Origin of the sequence: Burkholderia sp. 4NA327C6 (assembly GCF_005502655.1) — a bacterium.
Classification (GTDB): domain Bacteria; phylum Pseudomonadota; class Gammaproteobacteria; order Burkholderiales; family Burkholderiaceae; genus Burkholderia; species Burkholderia contaminans.
In genome coordinates, this window is record NZ_SCNZ01000051.1 from 19,540 (window position 1) to 44,310 (window position 24,771).

Annotated in this window: 16 protein-coding genes; 11 read left to right on the forward strand and 5 right to left on the reverse strand. The window is 70.5% G+C overall.

Annotation, left to right across the window (positions count from 1 at the left end):
- Positions 1-113: 113 nt before the first annotated feature.
- Positions 114-1,016, reverse strand: coding sequence for a LysR family transcriptional regulator (locus FFS49_RS34565; protein WP_105816975.1), 903 nt, complete (start codon positions 1,014-1,016; stop codon positions 114-116).
- Between the two features lie 184 nt (positions 1,017-1,200).
- Between FFS49_RS34565 and FFS49_RS34570 the strand changes: the two genes are divergently transcribed.
- Positions 1,201-1,977 carry a glucose 1-dehydrogenase gene (locus FFS49_RS34570; RefSeq protein WP_105816974.1) on the forward strand — a complete coding sequence of 259 codons (777 nt, stop codon included), beginning with the start codon at positions 1,201-1,203 and terminating at the stop codon, positions 1,975-1,977.
- 67 nt (positions 1,978-2,044) lie between these two features.
- Here the strand turns inward: FFS49_RS34570 and FFS49_RS34575 are convergent, their stop codons facing one another.
- The gene (locus FFS49_RS34575; protein WP_105816973.1) at positions 2,045-3,229 is read right to left on the reverse strand and encodes a sugar transporter; all 1,185 of its coding nucleotides are present in this window, start codon (positions 3,227-3,229) and stop codon (positions 2,045-2,047) included.
- 217 nt (positions 3,230-3,446) lie between these two features.
- Here FFS49_RS34575 and FFS49_RS34580 point away from each other — a divergent pair, with 217 nt between their 5' ends.
- On the forward strand, positions 3,447-4,121 hold the full coding sequence (locus FFS49_RS34580) for an HAD family hydrolase (protein ID WP_011349726.1): 675 nt from the start codon (positions 3,447-3,449) through the stop codon (positions 4,119-4,121).
- A 109-nt stretch (positions 4,122-4,230) separates the two neighbouring features.
- On the opposite strand, the gene FFS49_RS34585 is transcribed toward FFS49_RS34580, so the two are convergent.
- A complete protein-coding gene (locus tag FFS49_RS34585; protein ID WP_105816972.1) occupies positions 4,231-4,473 on the reverse strand; it encodes a DUF6566 family protein in 243 nt (80 codons plus the stop codon).
- A gap of 343 nt (positions 4,474-4,816) precedes the next feature.
- Between FFS49_RS34585 and FFS49_RS34590 the strand changes: the two genes are divergently transcribed.
- The 9 genes from FFS49_RS34590 to treY all read left to right on the forward strand — a co-directional run bounded on the left by FFS49_RS34590 (position 4,817) and on the right by treY (position 23,559).
- Positions 4,817-5,101, forward strand: coding sequence for a hypothetical protein (locus tag FFS49_RS34590; protein WP_105817150.1), 285 nt, complete (start codon positions 4,817-4,819; stop codon positions 5,099-5,101).
- 69 nt (positions 5,102-5,170) lie between these two features.
- On the forward strand, positions 5,171-5,659 hold the full coding sequence (locus FFS49_RS34595) for a phage protein NinX family protein (protein ID WP_105816971.1): 489 nt from the start codon (positions 5,171-5,173) through the stop codon (positions 5,657-5,659).
- A gap of 149 nt (positions 5,660-5,808) precedes the next feature.
- Positions 5,809-8,946, forward strand: coding sequence for a maltotransferase domain-containing protein (locus tag FFS49_RS34600; protein ID WP_137951045.1), 3,138 nt, complete (start codon positions 5,809-5,811; stop codon positions 8,944-8,946).
- A complete protein-coding gene (gene treS, locus FFS49_RS34605; RefSeq protein ID WP_105816969.1) occupies positions 8,946-12,359 on the forward strand; it encodes a maltose alpha-D-glucosyltransferase in 3,414 nt (1,137 codons plus the stop codon). The genes FFS49_RS34600 and treS overlap by 1 nt, the downstream gene beginning before the upstream one ends.
- Entirely contained in the window at positions 12,356-14,566 is a 2,211-nt protein-coding gene (gene glgB / locus FFS49_RS34610) for a 1,4-alpha-glucan branching protein GlgB (protein WP_105816968.1), read from the forward strand. Before treS ends, glgB begins: the two co-directional genes overlap by 4 nt.
- 29 nt (positions 14,567-14,595) lie before the next feature.
- Positions 14,596-16,722 (forward strand): glycogen debranching protein GlgX, encoded by a 2,127-nt coding sequence (glgX, locus tag FFS49_RS34615; RefSeq protein ID WP_105817149.1) that lies wholly within the window; start codon positions 14,596-14,598, stop codon positions 16,720-16,722.
- Entirely contained in the window at positions 16,719-18,590 is a 1,872-nt protein-coding gene (gene treZ, locus FFS49_RS34620; protein ID WP_105816967.1) for a malto-oligosyltrehalose trehalohydrolase, read from the forward strand. The genes glgX and treZ overlap by 4 nt, the downstream gene beginning before the upstream one ends.
- On the forward strand, positions 18,587-20,806 hold the full coding sequence (malQ, locus tag FFS49_RS34625; RefSeq protein WP_105816966.1) for a 4-alpha-glucanotransferase: 2,220 nt from the start codon (positions 18,587-18,589) through the stop codon (positions 20,804-20,806). Before treZ ends, malQ begins: the two co-directional genes overlap by 4 nt.
- Positions 20,803-23,559, forward strand: coding sequence for a malto-oligosyltrehalose synthase (gene treY / locus FFS49_RS34630; RefSeq protein ID WP_105816965.1), 2,757 nt, complete (start codon positions 20,803-20,805; stop codon positions 23,557-23,559). Before malQ ends, treY begins: the two co-directional genes overlap by 4 nt.
- A gap of 294 nt (positions 23,560-23,853) precedes the next feature.
- Here the strand turns inward: treY and FFS49_RS34635 are convergent, their stop codons facing one another.
- A complete protein-coding gene (locus FFS49_RS34635; protein ID WP_105816964.1) occupies positions 23,854-24,081 on the reverse strand; it encodes a hypothetical protein in 228 nt (75 codons plus the stop codon).
- 231 nt (positions 24,082-24,312) lie between these two features.
- The gene (locus tag FFS49_RS34640) at positions 24,313-24,666 is read right to left on the reverse strand and encodes a DUF1488 domain-containing protein (protein WP_105816963.1); all 354 of its coding nucleotides are present in this window, start codon (positions 24,664-24,666) and stop codon (positions 24,313-24,315) included.
- Positions 24,667-24,771: the final 105 nt, after the last annotated feature.

Below are 24,771 nucleotides of genomic sequence, written 5' to 3' on the forward strand. Positions count from 1 at the left end.
CAGGCCGGATAGCCGTGCGCGACGCACGTTACCGTTTCGCAGGTGCGCCGACGTCGTCGAGCCGTGGCTGACACCGCTTCGCGCCAACGCGACCCGCGGCCGGGCCGCACCGCCTACCCCCGCCACGTCGCGTCCGCGAGCTTCGCCACCAGCTCGTCGTACACGACCCGGATGCGCCGGGGCATCGGCCCGCGCCGCGGCCGATAGACGTGCAGCTTCCACGGCTCGGGCTCGAGGCCGGGCAGCAGCCGCACGAGGCGCCCGTTGTCGACGTACGGCCGGACGAGGTACTCCGAGCACTGCCCCAGCCCCACCCCCGCACAGATGGCCTCGATCTCCACCTCGGTATCGTCCGTCAGGTATGCCGGCGACGACGGGACGAACTGCTGCTCCCCCCGAAACATCCACGGCCACGGGCGGCCGCTCGCGCGATCGATCAGGCACGTCACCGGCATCGATTCGAGGTCCTTGCGGTTTTTGGGCTCACCCAGCCGCCGGATCAGCGACGGTGCGCCGACGATCCACATCGGCAACGGCCCGACCATGCGCGCGACGAAGCGGTTGTCGCCGATCGCCCCGACGCGCACGCCGATGTCGATCTGCTCGTCGACCACCGGCGACGGCACGTCCGACAGCCGCAAGTCGGGCACGAGCCCCGGATACCGCTGCATGAGATCGCCCAGGATCGGCTGGACGTAACGACGCCCCATGCCCGACGGCGCCGTGATCCGCACGACGCCCACCGGCTCGTCGGCCTGGCCGGTCGCGGGGCCGAACAGCCCGTCGACGGCAGCCAGCGCCGTCTGCGCGTCGCGCGCGAAGGCTTGCCCGAACGCGGTGATCCGGATGCTCCGGGTCGTCCGGTGAAACAGCGTTTCGCCGAGCATCTCCTCCAGGTCGCGCACCGCGCGTGTCACCACCTGCGGCGACACGCCGAGGCGCGCGGCCGCCTCGCGGAACGTGGGCGCCGCGGCGGCCGCGGCAAAGATCTTCAGGATGTCGAGTCGATTGAGCATGGAGAACCCTCCTGGCGCGCGCATGCGGCTTCGCGCTTCATTCCCAAAACGGGAATTCTGAATGCGCCATTGTTCCATTTTTTTACGACTCGCGAGCGACCACAATGCTCGTCAAGCGTGCATCGCAACCGATTCGACTCAGCCACATGCGTCGCTTTCAAACATCACTCTGGAGAACTTCATCATGAACGCAAGCACGAAACCGGCCCAACTCGACGGCCGCATCGCCCTGGTAACGGGCGCCAGCTCCGGCATCGGCCGCGCGTCGGCCATCGAACTCGCGCGGCGCGGCGCAAAGGTCGTCGTCTCCGCGCGGCGCAAGCCCGAGCTCGATCAACTGGTCGACGAAATCGTGACCGCCGGCGGCGAAGCGAAGGCCTTCGTCGTGGACGTCGCGAACGAAGACGATCTGCGCAAGCTGTTCGATTTCACGGTATCGACCTACGGCCGCCTCGACATCGCGTTCAACAACGCGGGCACGGAAGGCGTGTTCGCGCCGCTGCTCGAGCAGGATGCCGAGCGGTTCGACATGGTGTTCGAGCCGAACGTGCGCGGTGTATTCAACTCGATGAAGTACGCCGCTGAAATCATGCTGCGGCAGGGTTCGGGCAGCATCATCAACAACGCATCGATGGGCGGGCTGATCGGCTTCGAGAATGCGTCGGTCTATATCGCGAGCAAGCACGCGGTGATCGGGATGACGAAGACCGCTTCGATCGAATGGTTCAAGCGCGGCGTGCGGGTGAACGCGCTGTGCCCGGGGCTGATCGAAACGCCGTTCCATCATCGCGGCATCTGGCCGTCGGAAGAAGCGCAGCAGGCGTTTGCCGCATCGACACCGGCAGGACGCTGGGGCTCTGCCGAGGAGATGGCGACGATCGTCGCGTTCCTTGCATCGGACGACTCCAGCTATGTGTCAGGTCATGCGCTCGTGGCCGACGGCGGCTACTCGGTGGCATGACCCGCGAAGCGCGAGGCCGGGCCGTGGCGACCTGCGCCCCATGCCGGACGCCGCCAGCCGGCGCTGGCTAGGCCGCCGCCTGCCTCGCGTGCAGCCGCAACGCCAGCCACGCGATCCCGACGGCCACCGCGCCGACCACGCCGCCGAACGTGCCGATCCACGGCAGCCCGAAGTCGCCGGCGATATGGTTGCCGATCAGCGCACCCGCGCCGATCCCGACGTTGTACAGCCCGGAGAAGATCGACACCGCGAGGTCGGTCCCCTCCGGCGCCAGCTTCAGCACCCATGCCTGCATCGCCAGCCCGAAGCAGACGATCGCTCCGCCCCAGACCAGCGTATGCACGGAGAGCGTGACGATGTTCAGCGCGCACGGGAACAGGATCAGCAGGCATCCCGCCAGCGCGACGATCGACCCGAGCAGGAAGTCGTCCGGCCGGTGCGGATAGATGCGGTTGAAGCAGATCGCGGCCGGTATGCCGGCGACGCCGAACAGGATCAGCACATACGTGATCCGGCTGCTGCTCGCGTGGTTGACGCTCTGGACGAAAGGCTCGATGTACGTGTACGACGTGAAGTGCGCGGACACGACGAGCACGGTAATCGCGTACAACGCCACCAGCGCGGGCTTGCGCAGGAACACGCCGATGCTGCCGAGCGACCCGGCGCCCTGGCTCGGCGATACAGGCAACGTCGCGCGCAGCAGCAGCAACGCGACGCCGGCCGCGCCGGCAATGATCAGGAACGTGACGCGCCAGCCGAACGTCTCGCCGACCACGCGCCCGAGCGGAATGCCGGCCACCATCGCGATCGCCGTGCCCATCGCCAGCAGGCTGAGCGCGCGGCTTTTCCGGTCGCTCGGTGCGAGCCGCACGGCCAGCGGGACGGAAATCGACCAGAACACCGCATGCGCACATGCGATGCCCAGCCGGCCGACCATCAGCACCGCGAAATTCCACGCGACACCGGTCACGACGTGGCTCGCGATGAATACCAGCAATGCCCCCGTCAGCAGCTTGCGGCGCTCGACGTGGCGCGTGGCCAGCGTCAGCGGCAAGGACACGACGGCCACGGCCCACGCGTAGATCGTCAGCATCAGGCCGACGTCGGTCGGCTGCATGTGCAGGCTGTCGCCGATCGCGCTGAGCAGCGCGACGGGCACGAATTCGGTGGTATTGAAGATGAAGGCGGTGAGTGCCAGGGTCAGGACACCCCACCACGAGTGCTTGGAACTGACGGCGTCCGGTGTAGCCATACCTGGAATCGGCGAGACGAGGGTTGGGGGCGCGCGGCGCGGAGAGCCCGGCCCGGCGATCGCCGCGATTGTACCAGCGGCACATGACACGGCGCGGCACGGGGTGGCGTCGCGTCGGTGGGCCGCGGGACATGGTCATGACATCGCCGCGCGCCGATAATGTGCGGACACGCTTCACGACCCGTTCGCTCGCCCCCTTTCGAGCCAGGAGATACACATGCGCATTGAAACGTCTTTTCTGTTCGATCTCGACGGCACGCTCGTCGACAGCGTCTACCAGCACGTGCTTGCGTGGAAGGAAGCGCTCGATGCCGAAGGCATCGAACTGTCGGTGTGGCGCATCCACCGCAAGATCGGCATGAGCGGCGGCCTGTTTTTGAATCAGTTGCTGCGCGAGACGTCGGGCGACCTCGACGCGGAGCGCGTCGAGCGGCTGGCACGACTCCATGCGGCCGCATACCAGCGGCTGCGCGCGCAGGTCCGGCCGCTGCCGGGTGCGCGCGAACTGCTGGCCGCGCTGTCGTCGGCGGGCATCCGCTGGGCGATCGCGACCAGCGGGCGCATGGAGACGGCCGCCATCAACCTCGAGGCGCTCGGCGTCGATCCGGCGAAGAACGTGGTGGTCACGCGCGACCAGGTCAAGTACGCGAAGCCCGACCCTGACCTGTTCCTGACGGCCGCCGCGCAACTGAACGTGCCGATCGAGCACACGGTCGTGGTCGGCGACAGCATCTGGGACATGCTCGCCGCCGCCCGTTGCCGCTCGCTCGGCGTCGGGCTGCTGTCGGGCGGATACGGCAGCGACGAACTCGAACGCGCGGGCGCGCTGCGCGTATACGACGATCCGGCGGATCTGCTGTGGCACCTCGACGAGATTGCTGCGCGGCCCTGAAACGCCTGCTTCGCCGACGGCGCCCGCGCCGGATCGCCGTCGGCTTCGCCAGGTCGCGAACGACCATCCGGCACATCCCCGCCGTATCGGCACGTGGCCGCCGAGCGGTTCAATCGTCGTCAATGCGCTTGTCGATCAGATAACGGCCCCGCTCGACGCCCGCGAGCAGCGCCTCGTTCTCGGTCATCCAGTCGGGGCCATCGGCCGCCGGCGCGACCCGCTCGATGCGTTCGCCGCCGACATACACCTGTACCTCGTCGCGCCACGCGCCGCGGTCGTTGCGCCGCGCCCACACGCGTATCTCGTGCCCGCGATACGGGTCCCGAATCTGTGCGTCCTGTTGATTTTGCACGGTGGCCTCCTGTACCTATCTGCGATGACGATGCAAAAAATACGCGCCGCATGATCGCCGCGCACCCCGTCGGCCCCGCGCGCACGCGCCGTGCCCGGTGCCCGCCTGCTGGCACGCGGTTTGCGCGCCGATCGCAGACGGAACCGCCATGGGCACGCGCCGCGAGCCCGTGACAGGTTCCTCCCGCAACCGGACGACGATCCGCGCACCGACGCCTTCCCCGGCTCCCGCTCCCCGCGACCCGGTTCGCGGATCGAACGTCCCGACCTTCGCCAAGGAGCCTCGTGTGAATCAAACGACCGATCTGCTCTCCTATCTCGTGACGAGCCAGCTGGCCGCGCGCATGCGGTCCGGCGCATGGCTCACGACCGGTCAGCTCGTCGACGTGCAACGGATGTGGCTCGCGTGCCATCACGCCGAATGCGGATGGCTTGCGCGGGTCAGGATCGCGGACGCATCCGCGACGATCGCGCAAGGGATCTACGACATCGCGGTCGCGAACCGCGATCCCGACAGCGGTGAACGTGTGCGGCTCGACGCCGATTCGCCGGAACTGAACGCGCTGCGCGAACGTTGCGATGTCCTGCTGCAGCGGATCGACGGCAACCGGGACGTCGACGCATGGTGATCGTGCCGTGCCGCGCGACGGGCACGCCGCTTGCGCGATGAGCGCGTTTTGATCCGGCGGAGCCGGCCCATGCGAACCGACGCACTCGACGGAAACGATCTCGACTACTGGTGTGCACGCGCGCTGTGCGCCGATGACGAAGACACGCTGAGTTTCACCGCCGTCGCGCCGCACGTGGTCGTGACGGCTGCATGCGACGCACTCAGGCGGCTCGACGCGTGTTTCGCACCGTCGGCGTCGTGGTCCGACGCGGGCGCGGTGCTCGACCGGGTCGACGATCTTCGGATCGCACGGCACGGCAACGACGTCGAATGCGACGCGACCTTCGTCGACGGCCCGTCCACCTGCGGCGCGCACGGGCGCGATGCGCGCGTGGCACTGCTGCGGGCGTTCGTGCGGGCACGCTTTGGCGACGAAATCGACGCACCGCCGCCGTTCCCGCACCGGATCGAACACGGTGCGGTGGTGCGCAGCGAGCCCGGCGTGCCGCTTCCCGAAACCGATGACGATCGAGCCACGGGCGACAGCACGGATATCCGCTCGGTGCCGCGCATGTAAGTGCATGCATGTACCCAGCAGTCATGTAAAAACGACAGTCCCCGCCGCCGCGGGTCTCCCGCCCGCCCTTGCCCCACGGGGAAACCACCCGGCAGGCACGCGCGTTGCGACGAACCGGCGTCATTGACTGCCGCCCCTACGCCCGCGCCATGGACTCCACGCCGCCCTTTTCTCCGCACCTCTACTTCTGCGACGCCCGCCTCGTCGGGCCGCTCGACGCGTGGCCGCAGACGTTCGCGCATGTCGCCGGCATGGGCTTCGATCATGTGCTCGTCGGCGCGTTCTGGGCCGCGAGCGTCGCCGGCTTTCCGCGCCACGTAGCCGATTTCCACCGGCCGTCCCAATCGTTCGAGACACGCGCGAGCGCGCTCGAAACCTTCTCGCGGCTCGCCCAGCTCGCACACGGCCACGGGCTGCGCCTGCTGCTCGAAGTCGTGCCGGATCGTGTCGCGCGCGAGAACCCGCTGCGCGCCGAGCATCCGGACTGGTACGTCGAGCGCACGCACGACGACGCGCTGATCGATCCGCGCGGCACCGCGCACGCGGCGGATGTCGCCCACGCGAACCTCGGCGATGAAGCCGCGCGCGACGCGCTGTCCGCGTGGTGGTGCAAGCACCTCGCCGCGTTCGCCGATGCGGGCGCCGCCGGCTTCCTGATCGACGCGCCGCATCATCTGCCGGCCGGCTGGTGGCCCGGCTGGCGCGCGGCGCTGCGCCGTACCCGCCCGGACGTCGCGGTGCTCGCCGGCGTGCCCGGCCATGCGCGCGACGCGCTGGCGCAGCTCGAAGGCGCGGGGTTCGACGCGGTGTTTTCATCGGTGCGCTGGTGGGATCTGCGCGCGCCGTGGTTCGTCGACGAACACCGGCTGCTGCGGCGCATCGGCTCGCCGATCGCGTTTCCCGACGCGTTCGACGGCGCGCGCCTTGCCGACGCCTGGCCCGACGCGCCGGATGACACCCTCGCCCGCGCCTATCGCCGCGCGCTGTGGACCGCTGCCGCCGTCGGCACCGGCTGGCTCGTGCCGATGGGCTTCGAGCGTGGCGTCACGGTGCCGCTGATGGCGCGCGACGCCGACGCGGCACGCTACCGCGCCGCGTTCGAGCACGCGCGCTTCGACCTGTCGGGCACGATCGCCGATGCGAACGCGTGGCGCCGCGCCACGCCCGTCGCGGCTGCGCGCGGCGAAATCGTGCAGTTGAGCGCGCCCGGCGCGCCGGCGACCGCGTTGCTGCGCGGCACCGGGCCATCGCTCGAACACGACGAAGCGGCGCTGCTGATCGCGTTGAATCCCGATCTCGACGCAGCGGCGACGGTCGACCCCGCGACGATCCTGCCCGGCGTGCCGGGCGGATTCACGCGCGTCGCCACGCACGACGGCACGCACACCCACCCGCCGGCCGCGCTGCAGTGGCGTGCCGCCGGCGACGGCGACTGGCGCGAAATCCCGTTCGAAGCCGAACCGAACGACCGCTGGCACGCGCGCGTCGTGCTCGATCGGCTCGGCCGCCATGAATTCCGCGTGATTGCCTGGCGCGACGACTGGGCATCGCTCGTCCACGATGTCGCGAAGAAACACGCGGCCGGCCAGGACGTGACGCTCGAACTGCGCGAAGCGCAGCTGCTGCTCGCGACCGCGCTCAAGCTCGCCGATCCGCTCGATGCGCGCGCACTGACCCGGATGAAACGACTCGTCGCCGAATTCAAGGACGCGCCGGCCGACGCGCGGCTCGCGCAGCTCGGCGCGGCGCCGCTCGCCGAAGCGTTCGCGGCGCTGCGCTACCGGCCGTTCGTCACGCACGACACGACGACCTTCCCGGTGGACGTCGAGCGCCGCGCCGCACGCTTCTCCAGCTGGTACGAGATGTTTCCGCGCTCGGCGAGCGACGATCCGCACCGGCACGGCACGTTCGACGACGTGATCGCCCACCTGCCGCGCATCCGCGACATGGGCTTCGACGTACTGTATTTCCCGCCGATCCACCCGATCGGCACGACCGCGCGCAAGGGGCGCAACAACAGCCTGACGGCCGGCCCCGACGACGTCGGCAGCCCGTATGCGATCGGCTCGCCGGACGGCGGCCACACGGCCGTGCATCCGCAGCTCGGCACGCTCGACTCGTTCCGCACGCTGGTCGATGCCGCGCGCGGCCACGGGCTCGAGATCGCGCTCGATTTCGCGATCCAGTGCTCGCCCGACCATCCGTGGCTCGCCGCGCATCCGGGCTGGTTCGCGTGGCGGCCCGACGGGTCGCTGCGCTTCGCGGAGAATCCGCCGAAGCGCTACCAGGACATCGTGAACCCCGATTTCTACGCGCCGGACGCGCTGCCCGACCTGTGGCTCGCGCTGCGCGACGCGGTGCTGTTCTGGGTCGACGCGGGTGTGCGGATCTTCCGCGTCGACAATCCGCACACGAAGCCGCTGCCGTTCTGGGCATGGATGATCGACGACGTGCGCGGCCGCTACCCGGACGTCGTGTTCCTGTCCGAAGCATTCACGCGGCCGGGCATGATGTACCGGCTCGCGAAAGTCGGGTTCTCGCAGTCGTACACGTACTTCACGTGGCGCGAGTCGAAACGCGACTTCATCGACTACCTGACCGAGCTGACGACCGGCCCCGCGCGCGACTTCTACCGGCCGAACTTCTTCGTCAACACGCCCGACATCAATCCGCGCCACCTGCAGAACGCGCCGCGCACGCAGTTCGTGATCCGCGCGGCGCTCGCGGCGACGCTCTCCGGCTCGTGGGGCATGTATTCGGGCTTCGAGCTCGGCGAATCGGCCCCGCTGCCCGACAGCGAGGAATACGCGGACGCGGAGAAGTACGAGCTGCGGGCGCGCGACTGGAGCAAGGCCGCGCATATCGGCGCCGAGGTCGCGCGGCTGAACCGCGCGCGGCGCGCTAACCCGGCGCTGCAGACCCATCTCGGCATCACGTTCGCCGACGCGGACAACGACACGGTGCTCGTGTTCGTGAAGGCGACGCCCGCGTTCGACAGCGTGGTCGTCGTCGCGATCAGCACCGATCCGTGGCATCCACAGGTCGCGAACTTCACGCTCGATGCGTCGCTGTGGCGCGGCCTGGGGCTCGTTGACGGCGAACCGCTCGACGCGCTCGAACAGGACGCCACGCATGCGGAAACCTGGCGAGGGCATCGCCAGTACGTCTCGCTCGATCCGCATGTGCGCCCGTATGCGATCTGGCGGCTCACGCCGTCTCCAGGCGCCGCGCGGGCGGCGGCGCGCGAACCGGGCGACGCCCGGCCCTCCTCGGGAGCCCATGGATGATGAAACGCGAAGATTCCCTCGACGACGTGCGCCGCGCGCAATTCCCGTCGCTGGCGCCGGCCGGCACCCCGCGCCGGCGCCGTGCACGCCGTCGCGCGCCGGCGCTCTGCGCGGACGATCCGCTGTGGTACAAGGACGCGATCATCTACCAGGTGCACGTGAAGTCGTTCTTCGACTCGAACAACGACGGCATCGGCGATTTCCCCGGCCTGATCGCGAAGCTCGACTACATCGCCGAACTCGGCGTCGACACGATCTGGCTGCTGCCGTTCTACCCGTCGCCGCGCCGCGACGACGGCTACGACATCGCCGACTACCGCGGCGTGCATCCCGACTACGGCACGCTCGCCGACGTGCGGCGCTTCATCCGCGAAGCGCATGCGCGCGGCATTCGCGTGATCGCCGAACTGGTGATCAACCACACGTCGGACCAGCATCCGTGGTTCCAGCGCGCGCGCCGCGCGAAGCCGGGTTCGACGCATCGCGACTATTACGTGTGGTCGGACACCGACACGAAATACGCGGGCACGCGGATCATCTTCCTCGATACGGAAACGTCGAACTGGGCGCACGACCCGATCGCCGGCCAGTACTACTGGCACCGCTTCTATTCGCACCAGCCGGACCTGAACTTCGACAACCCGGCCGTCGTGCGCGAGGTGATGCAGGTGATGCGCTTCTGGCTCGACCTCGGCATCGACGGGCTGCGGCTCGACGCGGTGCCGTATCTGGTCGCGCGCGAAGGCACCAGCAACGAGAACCTGCCCGAGACGCACGCGATCCTGAAGCGGATCCGCGCGACGATCGACGCCGAGTATCCGAACCGGATGCTGCTCGCGGAGGCGAACCAGTGGCCGGAAGACGTGCAGGAATACTTCGGCAACGAGGACGAATGCCACATGGCATTCCATTTCCCGCTGATGCCGCGCATCTACATGTCGATCGCGAGCGAGGACCGCTTCCCGATCGTCGACATCATGCGGCAGACGCCGGAACTCGCGCCGAGCAACCAGTGGGCCGTGTTCCTGCGCAACCACGACGAGCTGACGCTCGAGATGGTCACCGACTCCGAGCGCGACCTGCTGTGGCAGACCTATGCGAGCGACCGGCGCGCGCGGCTGAACCTCGGCATCCGGCGCCGGCTCGCGCCGCTGATGGAGCGCGACCGGCGCCGCATCGAGCTGATCAACTCGCTGCTGCTGTCGATGCCGGGCACGCCGGTGATCTACTACGGCGACGAGATCGGGATGGGCGACAACATCCACCTCGGCGACCGCGACGGCGTGCGCACGCCGATGCAGTGGTCGTCGGACCGCAACGGCGGCTTCTCGCGTGCCGACCCCGAACAGCTCGTGCTGCCGCCGGTGATGGGCTCGCTGTACGGCTATGACGCGGTCAACGTCGAGGCGCAGACGCGCGACCCGCATTCGCTGCTGAACTGGACGCGCCGCATCCTGTCGACGCGCCGCGCGTCGCAGGCGTTCGGGCGCGGCAAGATCCGCTTCCTGCGCCCGGAGAACCGCAAGGTGCTCGCGTACCTGCGCGAGCTGGACGGCCACGATCCGGTGCTGTGCGTCGCGAACCTGTCGCGCGCGTCGCAGGCCGTCGAGCTCGACCTGTCCGAATTCGCGGGCCGCGTGCCGATCGAGATGACGTCGGATTCGCCGTTTCCACCGATCGGGCAGCTCACCTACCTGCTCACCTTTCCGCCGTACGGGTTCTTGTGGTTCGTGCTCGCCGAGCACGGCCGCGAGCCGTCGTGGCGGCAGCCTCATGCGGAGCCGCTGCCCGAATACGTGACGCTCGTGATGCGGCGCGGCGATGCGCGGCCGGACGTCGAACAGCTGCACGTGCTCGCGCACGATGCATTGCCCGCCTGGCTCGCGCGGCGGCGCTGGTTCGCATCGAAGGACCGCGCGATCGGCACGGCCCGGCTGAACGTCGTCACGCCGGTGCCGGGTGAACCGTTCCAGTATGCGGAGGCCTGGGTCGAATCCGACGAATCTGGCCATGTCGAACGCTACGTCGTGCCGCTCGCGGCCGCGTGGGGCGGCGAGACCTCGCATCCGCTGTTCGCGCAGCTTGCACTGGCGCGCGTGCGGCGCGGCCATTCGATCGGCTACCTGACCGACGCGTTCGCGCTGCCGGCGTTCGCACACGGGATGCTGCGCAAGCTGCGCGACGGCGCGACGGTGCCGACCACCGACGGCGGCCGGCTCGCGTTCCTGCCGGAAGATGCGCTCGCCGCGCTCGATCCCGGCGACGACGCCGAAGTGCGCTGGCTCGCGGCCGAGCAGAGCAACAGCTCGCTCGTGATCGGCGACGCGATCGTGCTGAAGCTGGTGCGCAAGGTCGCGCACGGCGTGCATCCGGAAGCGGAAATGAGCCGGTACCTGACGCGGATCGGCTACCCGAACACCGCTACGCTCGCGGGTGAAGTCGTGCACGTCGATCCGGACGGCAGGCCGCACACGGTCGCGATCCTGCAGCGCTACGTGGACAACCAGGGCGACGCGTGGACGCGCTCGTTCGACTTCCTGCGGCGCGCGGTGGACGAACTCGCGCTGCCGGCGGCCGGCGAAGACGAGACCGACGACGCGAACGAGGAACCCGACGCGCTGCTCGGCTATGCGGCGTTCGCGGGGATCATCGGCACGCGGCTCGGCCAGCTGCACGTCGCGCTCGCGCAGCCGTCGGACGATCCCGCGTTCGCGCCGGAGCCCGCGACGCCCGGCCACGTCGACGGCTGGTGCGCGGACGCGATCGCGTCGTTCGAGCACGCGCTCGACGTGCTGCACACGCGGCTCGATGCGCTCGATCCCGCGATGCGCGCGGCGGCCGACACGCTGCTCGCGTCGCGCGATGCGGCCGTCCGCGCGCTCGGCGAACTCGTGCCGCGCACGCTCGATGCGCAATGCATGCGGATCCACGGCGATTTCCATCTGGGCCAGGTGCTCGACGTGCAAGGCGACGCGCTGCTGATCGACTTCGAAGGCGAGCCGGCGCGCCCGCTCGAACACCGCCGCGCGAAATCGCATCCGCTGCGCGACGTGGCCGGCCTGCTGCGTTCGCTGTCGTACGTGAGCGCGACCGCGCAATTCGCGATCGAGAAGGCGCCGCCGCAGGCGGCCGGCCGCAAGCGCGCGCTGTTCGACCGCTTCGGGCAGGCCGCCGCCGACCGCTTCGTCGACTGCTATCGCACGGCCGCCGAGCAGGCGCCCGCGCGTTTCGTCGACCCGCGCTACGCCGATCGCCTGCTCGCGCTGTTCCTGATCGACAAGGCGTCGTACGAGCTGTGCTACGAAGCCGCGAACCGCCCCGACTGGCTGAGCGTGCCGGTCGGCGGGCTCGCCGCGCTGGTCGAACGGCTGCTCGATCACGGCGGCGCATCCGACGAAGGAGGAAAGCAATGACCGGGACGCTGTTCGAACGATCCGACATCGATGCGCTGCTCGCCGGCCGTCATCCCGATCCGTTCGCGTGCCTCGGCCCGCACGGGCAGGCCGACCAGGTCGTCGTGCGCGCACTGCTGCCCGGCGCGAAAAGCGTGCATGCGCTGTCGCCGGAAGGCGCCGAGCTCGGCACGCTCGCCTGCGTCGATCGCGCCGGCTGCTTCGCGGGAACGATCCCGCGCAACGGCGGCGCGCCCCACTACCTGCTCGCGATCGACTGGCCGGACGCGCGGCAGGTGATCGACGATGCGTATGCGTTCGGCACGCTGCTCGACGACGCCGTGCTCGCGCGCTTCTCCGCCGGCGACCCGGCCGCCGTGCTCGACTGCCTCGGCGCTACGCCCACGCGCATCGACGATACCGACGGCGTGCGCTTCGCGGTCTGGGCGCCGAACGCGCAGCGCGTGTCGGTGGTCGGCGATTTCAACGGATGGGACGGCCGCCGCCATCCGATGCGGCTGCGGCGGCCGTCGGGCGTGTGGGAGCTGTTCGTGCCGGGCATCGGCGCGGGCGAGTGCTACAAGTACGAGCTGCGCGCGGCCGACGGGCGCGTGCTGCCGCACAAGGCCGATCCCTGCGCACGCGCGACCGAGGCGCCGCCGCGCACGGCATCGGTCGTCGCCGACGTCGCGGCGCTCGACGCGTTCGCGTGGCACGACGACGGCTGGATGCACGCGCGGCCGCACGCCGACCGCTACCGCGTGCCGTGGTCGATCTACGAGGTGCATGCGGAATCGTGGCTACGCGTGCCCGAGGAGATGAACCGCAGCGCGACCTGGGACGAACTCGCCGAGCGGCTGATTCCATACGTGAAGGGGATGGGCTTCACGCACGTCGAGTTCATGCCGATCGCCGAATACCCGTTCGGCGGCTCGTGGGGCTACCAGCCGCTCGCGCAGTTCGCGCCGTCCGCGCGCTTCGGGCCGGTCGACGGTTTCGCGCGCTTCGTCGACCGCGCGCATGCTGCCGGCATCGGCGTGCTCGTCGACTGGGTGCCCGCCCACTTCCCGAACGATGCGCACGGGCTCGCGCAATTCGACGGCAGCGCGCTGTACGAGCATGCCGATCCGCGCGAAGGGATGCACCCGGACTGGAACACGTGCGTGTTCAACGTCGGGCGCACCGAAGTCGGCGCATTCCTCGTCGCGTCGGCGCTCGCGTGGGCGCGGCGGTATCACGTCGACGGCATCCGCGTCGACGCGGTCGCGTCGATGCTGTACCGCGACTATTCGCGTGCGGAAGGCGAGTGGGTGCCGAACGTGCACGGCGGCCGCGAGAACCTCGAATCGGTCGCGTTCCTGCGCATGCTGAACGACACGTTGCACGGTGCGGCCGCGCCGGCGGGCGTCGTCACCGTCGCGGAGGAATCGACCGCGTGGCCGGGCGTCACCGCGCCGACCGGCGACGGCGGGCTCGGCTTCGACTTCAAGTGGAACATGGGCTGGATGCACGACACGCTCGCGTATCTGCACGAAGACCCGATCCACCGCCGCTATCACCACGACCGGATGACGTTCGGGCTCGTGTACGCGTTCTCCGAGCGTTTCGTGCTGCCGCTGTCGCACGACGAAGTCGTGCACGGCAAGGGCTCGCTCGTCGCGAAGATGCCCGGCGACGCATGGCAGCGGCTCGCGACGCTGCGCGCGTACTTCGGCTTCATGTGGGCGCATCCCGGCAAGAAGCTGCTGTTCATGGGCAGCGAGTTCGCGCAATGGGCCGAGTTCGCGCACGACGCGACGCCGCACTGGGACCTGCTCGACGCACCTGCGCATCGCGGCGTGCAGCGGCTCGTGCGCGACCTGAACCGCACCTATGCGGCCGAACCGGCGCTGCATGCGCTCGACTGCCACGCGGCCGGCTTCTCCTGGCTGATCGGCGACGATCGCGACAACAGCGTGTTCGCGTTCGCACGCCGCGACGACGCGGGGCATCTCGTCGTCGCGGTCTGCAACTTCACGCCCGTGCCGCGCGCCGGTTATCGCGTCGGGCTGCCCGCGCCCGGCCACTGGCGCGAACTGATGAACACCGATGCCGCGCCGTACGGCGGCACCAACGCCGGCAACGACGGCGCCGTGTGGGCCGAAGCCGTGCCCGCCCACGGCGAAGCGTGGTCGGCGACCTTGCGCCTGCCGCCGCTCGCGACGCTGTGGCTGACGCCCGCCTCATGAATCGTGCCTTCGACACGGAGATCCGCCCCATGCCGACCGCCCTGCCCACCCGTCTCGAATCCGGCCGCAGCTATCCGCTCGGCGCGACCTGGGACGGCCTCGGGACCAACTTCGCGGTGTTTTCCGCGCACGCGCAGCGCATCCAGCTGTGCGTGTTCGATCCGACCGGCCGCAAGGAGCTTGCGCGCCTGGACCTGCCCGAATGCACCGACGAGATCTGGCACGGCTACCTGCCCAACGCGCATCCGGGCACCGTGTACGGGTTTCGCGCGGACGGCCCGTACCAGCCGCAGCACGGCCATCGCTTCAACCCGACCAAGCTGCTGCTCGACCCGTATGCGCGCAAGCTGGTCGGCCAGTTCCGCTGGTCGGACGCGCTGTTCGGCTATCGCCTGCATTCGAACCGCGCGGACCTGTCGATGGACCGCCGCGACTCGGCGCCCGCGATGCCGAAGTGCGTGGTGGTCGACGAGGCGTTCGACTGGAGCACCGACCGGCGCCCGCGCGTGTCGTGGCGCAATACGGTGATCTACGAGACCCACGTGCGCGGCGCATCGATGCGGCGTGCCGGGTTGCGCCCGCCCGAGCGAGGCACGTTCGCGTCGTTCGCGCATCCGGCGTTCATCGATCACCTGCTGTCGATCGGCGTGACGACGGTCGAGCTGCTGCCCGTCCACGCGTTCCTGCAGCAGCGCGCGCTCGTGAACCGCGGGCTGCGCAACTACTGGGGCTACGACACGGCCGCGTTCTTCGCGCCGGAGCCCGCGTATCTCGCGACGCGGCGGCTCGACGAGATGCGCATCGCGATCCGCCAGCTGCATGCGGCCGGCATCGAGGTCGTGCTCGACGTCGTCTACAACCATACGTGCGAGGGCAACGAGCTCGGCCCGACGCTGTCGTGGCGCGGCCTCGACAACGCGAGCTACTACCGGCTGATGCCGGACAACCGCCGCTTTCATGTCGACGAAACGGGCTGCGGCAACACGCTGAACCTGTCGCATCCGCGCGTCGTGCAGATGGTGATGGATTCGCTGCGCTACTGGGCGACCGCGTTCAACATCGACGGCTTCCGCTTCGACCTCGGCGTGACGCTCGGCCGCGAGGAGCACGGCTTCGATCCCGGCGCGGGCTTTTTCGACGCGTTGCGGCAGGACCCGGTGCTCGCGCAGCGCAAGCTGATCACCGAGCCGTGGGATCTCGGCCCCGGCGGCTATCAGCTCGGCCGCCACCCGCCTGGTTTCGCCGAGTGGAACGACCGCTTTCGCGACACCGTGCGGCGCTTCTGGCGCGGCGACCCGGGCCAGCGGCCGGAGCTCGCCGCGCGCCTTGCGGGCTCGGCCGACCTGTTCAACCATCAGCGCCGGCATACCTGGGCGTCGGTCAATTTCATCACCGCGCACGACGGCTTCACACTCGCCGATCTCGCTTCGTATTCGACCAAACACAACGAAGCCAACGGCGAGGACAACCGCGACGGCCGCGACGACAACTGCAGCGCGAACTGGGGCGTCGAAGGGCCGAGCGACGACGCGGCGATCCGTGACGTGCGCGCACGCGTCGCGCGCTCGATGCTCGCGACGTTGTTCACCGCGCTCGGCACGCCGATGCTGGTGGCCGGCGACGAGTTCGGCCGCACGCAGCACGGCAACAACAACGCGTACTGCCAGGACAACGAGCTGTCGTGGCTCGACTGGGATCTGGCGCGCAGCGACGAGGCGGTGACGCTGATGCGCTTCGTGTCGCGGCTTGCCGCGCTGCGGCGCATGTATCCGGTGATGTCCACGCCGGGCTATCCGTCGGGCGACCGCGACGCGGCGCCGGGCATGGCCGAGATCGGCTGGTTCGACGAGCACGGCGACGCGATGACCGTGCCCGCGTGGCAGGACCACGAGCGCCGCGCGCTGACGATGCGGCGCGTCGGCACGGGCCGCACCGGGCGCACCGAGGCGCTGCTCGTGATGCTGAACGCGTCGTCCGAGACGGTCGTGTTCGCGCCGCCCGCGCCGGCGCTCGACTATCGCGTGCTGGTCGACACGGCCACGCCGGACGCCGGCCCGCGCGGGTGGCCGGCCGACGGCCTCGACGTCGCCGCGCACGCGGCCGCGATCGCGGTGGCCGCCGTGCCGCCCGACCTGTCTCCGGGAGACCCGACATGAGATCACGCCCCGCCCGTCCATCGGGTTCGCACGCGTTCGACACGTCGTTCGGCGCGACCTGCGTCGAGCCCGACCGCACGCGCTTCCGGCTGTGGGCGCCCGCGAGCCGCACGGCCGCCGTCGAAATCGAAGGCGAAAACCTGCCCGCCGTCCCGATGACCGCGATGGGCGACGGCTGGTTCGAGGCCGTCGTGCCGTGCGGCCCCGGTACGCTGTATCGCTACCGGCTCGACGGCGATCTCGCGGTGCCCGATCCCGCGTCGCGCTTCCAGCCTGGCGGCGTGGACGGCCCGAGCCAGGTCGTCGATCCGGCTGCGTACCGCTGGCGCCATGACACGTGGCGCGGCCGCCCGTGGCACGAGACCGTGCTGTACGAGCTGCACGTCGGCGCTTGCGGCGGCCATGCGAGCGTCGAGCGGCGGCTGCCGGACATCGCCGCGCTCGGCGTGACCGCGATCGAGCTGATGCCCGTCAACACGTTTCCCGGCGCGCGCAACTGGGGTTACGACGGCGTGCTGCCGTTCGCGCCCGATCCGTCGTACGGACGGCCGGAGGAACTGAAGGCGCTGATCGATGCCGCGCACGGGCTCGGGCTGCAGGTGTTTCTCGATGTCGTGTACAACCACTTCGGCCCGGAAGGCAACCTGCTGCCACGCTACGCGCCCGCGTTCTTCCGCGCGGACCGGCAGACCGCGTGGGGGCCGGCCATCGACTTTTCGCGCGAGCAGACGAGCGCTTTCTTCATCGAGAACGCGCTGTACTGGCTCGACGAATTCCGTTTCGACGGGCTGCGCATCGATGCCGCGCACGCGATCGACGACGACGCGTGGCTGCGCGAACTCGCGCGCCGCGTACGCGCGACCGCCGGCGACACGCGCCATGTGCACCTCGTGCTCGAAAACGAGCGCAACGCGGCGAGCCTGCTCGGGCCCGGCGGCTTCGACGCGCAATGGAACGACGACTTCCACAACAGCGCGCACGTGCTGCTGACCGGGGAGCGCGACGGCTACTACCGCGCGTACGCCGACGCGCCGCTGCGCCATCTCGCGCGCACGCTCGGCGAAGGCTTCGCGTACCAGGGCGAGCCGTCGCCGCTGCACGACGGCGCCCCGCGCGGCGAACCGAGCGCGCACCTGCCGCCGACCGCGTTCGTCGCATTCCTGCAGAACCACGACCAGGTCGGCAACCGCGCCTTCGGCGAACGGCTGCGCACGCTCGCGAACGAAGACGCGGTGCGCGCGGCGACCGCGCTGCTGCTGCTCGCGCCGTCGATCCCGCTGCTGTTCATGGGCGAGGAAGACGGCAGCACGCAGCCGTTCCAGTTCTTCACCGACTATCGCGGCGCGCTCGCCGACGCGGTGCGCGAAGGCCGCCGCCGCGAGTTCGCGGCCTTTCCGGCGTTCACCGACGCCGCGCATCGCGACGCGATTCCCGATCCGAACGACATCGCGACGTTCGTGCGTTCGACGCTGCACGGCAGCAGCGACGAAACCACGCCCGACACCGACGCATGGCGGCGCTTCTACCGCAGCGCGCTGACGGTGCGTGCGGCGCTCGTGACACCGAACCTGCCCGGCGCGCGCGCACTCGGCGTCGACGTGCTTGCAGGCGACGGCGACCCGCAGGCGCTCGCCGCGCGCTGGCGCCTCGGCGACGGCAGCACGCTGACGATCGCGTTGAATCTCGGCTCCCACGACGCGGTGCTGCCCGCGCTGCCGGTCGGCAAGATCGTGTTCGAGACGCCGCCACGTGCACGCGACCGGTTGCGCGACCTGCGGCTGCCGCCCCGCGCGTGCATCGTGTGGCGCGACGGCGAGGTCAACCACGATGCGCGGCAGCACCGCTTGAATGGGCAAGGACGATCATGACTTCCGACGTGTCGATCGACGAACTCGCGCGCGCGGCCGGCCTGGAAACCGACTGGACCGATGCGGGCGGCAGCGCGCGGCGGGTGGACGATGAAGCCCTCGTCGCGCTCGTCGACGCGCTCGGCTGGCCGTGCGGCACGGCGGCCCAGCGAGTGGAAAGCGCCGCCGCGCTCGCCGACGCGAACGCGGCGCCCCCGCGCATCGTCACCGGCGACGCCGGCCTGCCGCTGACGCTGCCGGCCGCGATCGCCCCGCCCGGCGCGCGCTTCCGGATCACGTTCGAAGCAGGCGGCCATGTGGACGGCCGTGTGGGCGGCGAAGGCGAACACGGCACGCTGCCGCCGCTCGCGATCCCCGGCTATCACGTGCTCGACGTCGGCGACCAGCGCATCGGACTCACGATCGCGCCGCCGCGCCCGCAACCGGTCGACCCGCGCGCGACGGATGCGGGCGGCCGCTGGGGCATCGCGGCGCAGCTCTACAGCCTGCGCCGCGCCGGCGACGACGGCGCGGGCGACTACACTGCGCTCGCGCGGCTGGCCGCGCATGCGGCACGGCACGGTGCGCAGGCGGTGGCGATCAGCCCGACGCACGCCGGCTTTCCGGCGCTGCCCACGCATGACAGCCCGTATTCGCCGTCGTCGCGGCGCTGGCACAACGTCGCGTATCTCGACTGCGATGCGGTGCCGGGCGCCGCGGCCGTGCATCACGCAAACGGTGCCGCGGCCGACGCACCGCTGATCGACTGGCCGCACGTGCTGCCGCTGAAACTGCGGCGCCTGCGTGCGTGCTTCGACGCATGGCGCGCCAGCGACGACCCGTCACGTGACGCATTCGAGCGGTTTCGCGCCACGGGCGGGGCGGCGCTCGTGGCGCATGCGCGCTTCGACGCATTGCAGGCGTTCTGCCTCGAGCACGGGGCGGGCGTTGACTGGCGGAAATGGCCGGCGCCGTGGCGCGAGCCGGGATCGGCTGAAGTCGATGCGTTCGCGCACGCCCATGCCGACACGGTCGCGTTCCACATGTACCTGCAATGGTGCGCGTCGCGTGCGCTCGGCGACGCGCAGCACGCGGCACGCGGTGCGGGCATGGCCACCGGGCTGATCGCCGATCTCGCGGTCGGCTCGGATCGCGCGGGCAGCGACGCGTGGGCGCACGGCGCGACGCTGCTGCGCGGGGTGTCGCTCGGGGCGCCGCCCGACCTGTTCAACGCGGCCGGCCAGGCGTGGGGGGTGACGACCTGGACGCCCGCCGCGCTGCGTGAGGAAGGCTTCGTGCCGTTCGTCGAGCTGTTGCGCTCGGCGTTCGCACATGCGGGCGGCATCCGCGTCGATCACGTGCTCGGTTTCGCGCGGATGTGGATCGTGCCGGACGGCGGCTCGCCGCGCGACGGCGCCTACCTGCGCTATCCGGTCGACGATCTCGTGCGGCTCGTCGCGCTCGAGGCGGCCCGTCATCGCGCGCTGGCGATCGGCGAGGATCTCGGCACGGTGCCGGCCGGCTTCCGCGAACGGCTCGGCGCGCAGGGCATCGCCGGGATGCGCGTGCTGTGGTTCGAACGGGACGCCGACGGCACCTTCCGGCCGCCGTCGGCCTGGGATCGCGACGCGATCGCGATGACGTCGACGCACGATCTGCCGACCGTGGCCGGCTGGTGGCGCGGGATCGATCTGGCCTGGCGGCGGATCGCGGCCGAGGCGGCGCAGCAGTCCGACGACACGGATGCGCGCAACGTGGCGCCGCCTGCGCGGGCGGACGAGATGACCGGGCACGAGCACGACGACACCGTGCCGCGCGCGGCCCCCTCGGCCGACACCACGCCGCCCCCGGAAGCCGGCCCTGCCACTCCGCCGCCCGCCGTCGACCCCGACGTCGTCGCCGTGCATGCAGCGCGCGCCACCGAACGCGCGGCGCTGTGGCGCGCGTTGCAGCACGCAGGCTGCGCGCCGGCCGGTGACGCCGCCCCGCCGGCCGCTTCGCCGCCCGTCGCCGAGATACTCGCGTACGTCGCGCGCAACCCTTCGCGGCTCGCGATCCTGCCGCTCGAGGATCTCCTTGCGCTCGACATGCAGCCGAACCTGCCGGGGCCGCCCTGCGGGCACCCGAACTGGCGGCAGCGCCTGCCACGCGCGATCGACGCGCTGTTCGACGCCGACGTGCGCGACCGCATCGCGGCCGTGGTGCGCGCACGCGGTTCGCGGGAGCCCGGCCCATGACGCCACGCGCGACGCTGCGACTGCAGCTGCATGCGGGCTTCACGTTCGACGACGCGGCCGCGCACGCCGGCTATTTCGCGCGGCTCGGCGTGAGCCACCTGTACCTGTCACCGGTCGCGACGGCCGAACCCGGTTCGCGGCACGGCTACGACACCGTGGATTACGGCATGCTCAACCCCGAACTCGGCGGCGAAGCCGGCTTCGTCCGGCTCGTCGATGCGCTGCGCGCCCACGGGCTGGGCGTGATCGTCGACATCGTGCCGAACCACATGGGCGTAGGCGGTTCGTTGAACGGCTGGTGGAACGACGTGCTCGAATGGGGCCCCGCGAGCCCGTACGCGCACCACTTCGACATCGACTGGCACTCGCCCGACGCGGCGCTCGACGGCAAGGTGCTGCTGCCCTGCCTCGGCACGCCGTACGGTGAAGCGCTCGCGGCCGGCGACATCACGCTAGAGGCCGACCCGGCTACGGGACGCTTCTTCGTGTCGTGCCCCGGGCGACGGCTGCCGGTGGCCGCCGCCACCTACGCGGAACTCCTGCGTATCGCGAACCGTGCGGACCTGAACGCGCTCGCCGAACGCTTCGACGCCGCGCCGCCGCGCGACAGCACACGCCTGGCCGCCGCGCATGCGGCGCTGCGCGATCACGCGGCCACGCACGGCCCGCATGCGCTCGACGCGGTGCTGCGCGGCGCCGATCCGCGCCGCGCGCGCTCCCGCGCCTGCCTGCATCGGCTGCTCGAACGCCAGCACTACCGGCTCGCGTGGTGGCGCACGGCCGCCGACGAGCTGAACTGGCGGCGCTTCTTCGACATCGCGACGCTCGCGGCCATCCGCGTCGACGACGATGCGGTGTTCGATGCCGTCCATGCGCTGCCGCTGCGGCTTCATGCGGCCGGCTACATCGATGGCCTGCGCGTCGATCACGTGGACGGCCTCGCCGATCCGCGCGCGTATTGCCGGCGGCTGCATGAGCGGCTTGCCGCGCAACGCGACGCGCGGCCGTACATCGTCGTCGAGAAGATCCTCGCCCCCGGCGAAACGCTGCGCGCCGACTGGGCCGTCGACGGCACGACCGGCTACGACTTCATGAACGACGTCGGCGCACTGCTGCACGACCCGGCCGGCGCCGCGCCGCTCGCCGCGCACTGGGCGCACGTGTCGGGTTCGTCGCTCACGTTCGCGCAGGAAGCGCTCGACGGCAAGCGGCGCGTGCTGATGCGCCAGCTCGCCGTCGAGCATGCGCGCGCCGCGCGGGCGTTGCACGGCGTCGCGCGTGCGGCACCCGCGACGCGCGACGTCAGCCTGATCGCGATTCGACGCGTACTGGGTGAACTCGCGGTGCAGTTGCCCGTGTACCGGATGTATCCGGTACAGGACGAAGAACCCGCCGACGCCGACCGTCATGTGCTCGCGCAGGCGTACGAACGGGCGTATGCGGCCGTCGATCCTGCCGACCGGTTCGCACTCGATCACGTCGCGACCTGGCTCGGGTGGCCGGTCGCACGCGTGCCGCGCGCGGACGCCGCCGCACTGCACGCGGCGCGCGTCGCGTTCGCGCAGCTCACCGCGCCGCTGGCTGCGAAGGGCGTCGAGGATACGGCCCACTACCGTTACGGCCGGCTCCTGTCGCGCAACGAGGTCGGCGCCGACGCCGGTGACTTCAGCCTGTCGCGCGGCGCGTTCCATGCGCGCAACCGGCGCCGTGCGCACACCGTGCCGCACGGGCTCGTCGCCACCGCCACGCACGACCACAAGCGCGGCGAGGATGCCCGCGCGCGGCTGGCCGTGCTCAGCGAGATCCCCGACGCGTGGCGCGCGGTGTCGCTCGACTGGTCCGCGCTCAACCGGCCGCATCGCGGCGGCGCGCATCGCGACCTCGCATGGGCGCCGGGGTCGGCCGCCGAGGCGATGCTGTACCAGACGCTCGCGGGCTGCTGGCCGCCCGGTCTCGTGCCCGACGACGCGGCGGGGCTCGCGGCGCTCACCGAACGCGTCGTGCAGTGGCAGACGAAAGCACTGCGCGAGACGAAGCGTCACACCGACTGGCTCGCGCCCGATATGCGCTACGAGCGCGATTGCGAAGCGTTCGTCCGCGCGATCCTGAGGCCCCGAGGCGCCGGCGACTTCGCGCACCGGCTCCATGCGTTCGTCGCGCGGATCGCGCCGGCGGGCGTCGTCAACAGCCTGACGCAGGCCGTGCTGCGGATGGCATCGCCCGGCGTGCCCGACCTGTATCAAGGGTCTGAATCATGGGATCACTCGCTCGTCGATCCGGACAACCGCCGTGACGTGCCGTTCGCGGCGCTCGCGGCCGAACGGGTCGACGGGCCGGTCGCATCGTATCTGGCGGCGTGGCCCGACGGGCGCGTGAAGCGGGCACTGGTCGAGCGCATGCTGGCGCTGCGCGCGCGATGGCCGGCGACGTTCGCGAGCGGCGCGTACGTGCCGCTGCGCGTACGCGGCCCGCTCGGGCGTCATGTGGTGGCGTTTGCGCGCTGCAGCGACGAGGCCACCGTGGTGGTGGTCGCGACACGGCTTGCGGGCCGATTGCTCGGCGACGCACCGGAATTGCCGCGCGTGGAACCCGCGCAATGGGGCGATACGGCGGTCGTGCTGCCGCGCGATATCGACGGGCCATGGATGGACGGGCTGGAGGCGCGGGATGCGGCCGACGTGGCGGGAGGGTTGATCAAGCTCGGCGACTGGCTGGCCGCGCTACCGGTTGCCGTGCTGATGGCCGTGCATTGAACAAGCGAACCGTGATCGTCCAGCGCACACTCGTTTCCGACCGATGAAACGCCGGGCGGCCGTCGCCCCATCGTCACTTCGATCGTTCCCCAAACCACGAGTAAAAAATCGAATTTGTGCAAAATGGCCTGCGTATAACCGTTTTTGTGCATTCAAAATCGATTTACGCCCGAAACGAGCTTCCCTAATCGGTTTTGTGCACTGGCCGGGCCGACCAACAGGAGCACGCCTCACGCCAACCCGCCCGCCGGCAACCAGCAGCTAGCCGCTACACGGGCAACCCGCATACGCCCGTCACGCGTCGGTGAGGTCGGGCTCGCTCGCGTCGTTGCGCTGCACGCATTGCACGACCGACAGTCCGTCGGGCGTCAACGCAGGCCGGCGCTCGCCGGAAACGTCGTCGTGCTGCATCACGATCAGGCGCTGTTCGACCAGCGCAAAGACATCCTCTCGATCGATCTGGATCTGCTCCGGTGCGCGATGCACCAGGAGCAGCGTGGCGAATTCATGTGCGGTCAGCATGCTCGTTCCCCCGTTGGCGGCTGCGCGAGATACGCGGCCGCGAGCAGCTATGCATGCACGGACCATGCCGGTTTGCGTGGTGCCTCCGTCGTCCATGCCGCGTGCGCGCGGCGCGATGTGGCACCACACGGGCGGCCCATGCGCGGTGCAAAGTTTTCAACGGTGTGTAATGCGGAAGGAAAAACGGAAGGGGCGAAACTCGCGCACGACACGCCGGGAACGCCAGCGGGGTCAGGATCGCCGGGACCGGAACAGGCCCGCTCGCGCACGGCCGGCCGGCGCACGGAAATAGCCGCTGTGCAGCACCACGCCGCCGTTACCGTTGCCGTTGCTGCCCCCGTCGTCGCCGCCCAGCACGTCGGCGCATGCGGCTTCGATGCGTGTGCGGCCCTGTTCGAACGCGTCGCGCAAGTCGGCCTCCAGCGCGGAGCGTGCGCCGAAATGATCTTCCAGCGCCTCGACCGTGATTGCGCCGGTTTGCAGTTCGCCATCGACATCGACGACGAAACGCAACTGCAGCGCCGCCCCGTCGAACACGGGCGGCTCGTCGACCAGCGTCACGCGGCGTGCGGAATCGGTGGCCATGGTCTCAGGCGCCCCGCGCCGAAAGGCGATCGGCCGGCGCGTCCGCGACGGTGAGAATGGCTGCCCTGCAATGCCCCGACCTGCTGCTCATGAGACCCTCCGTCC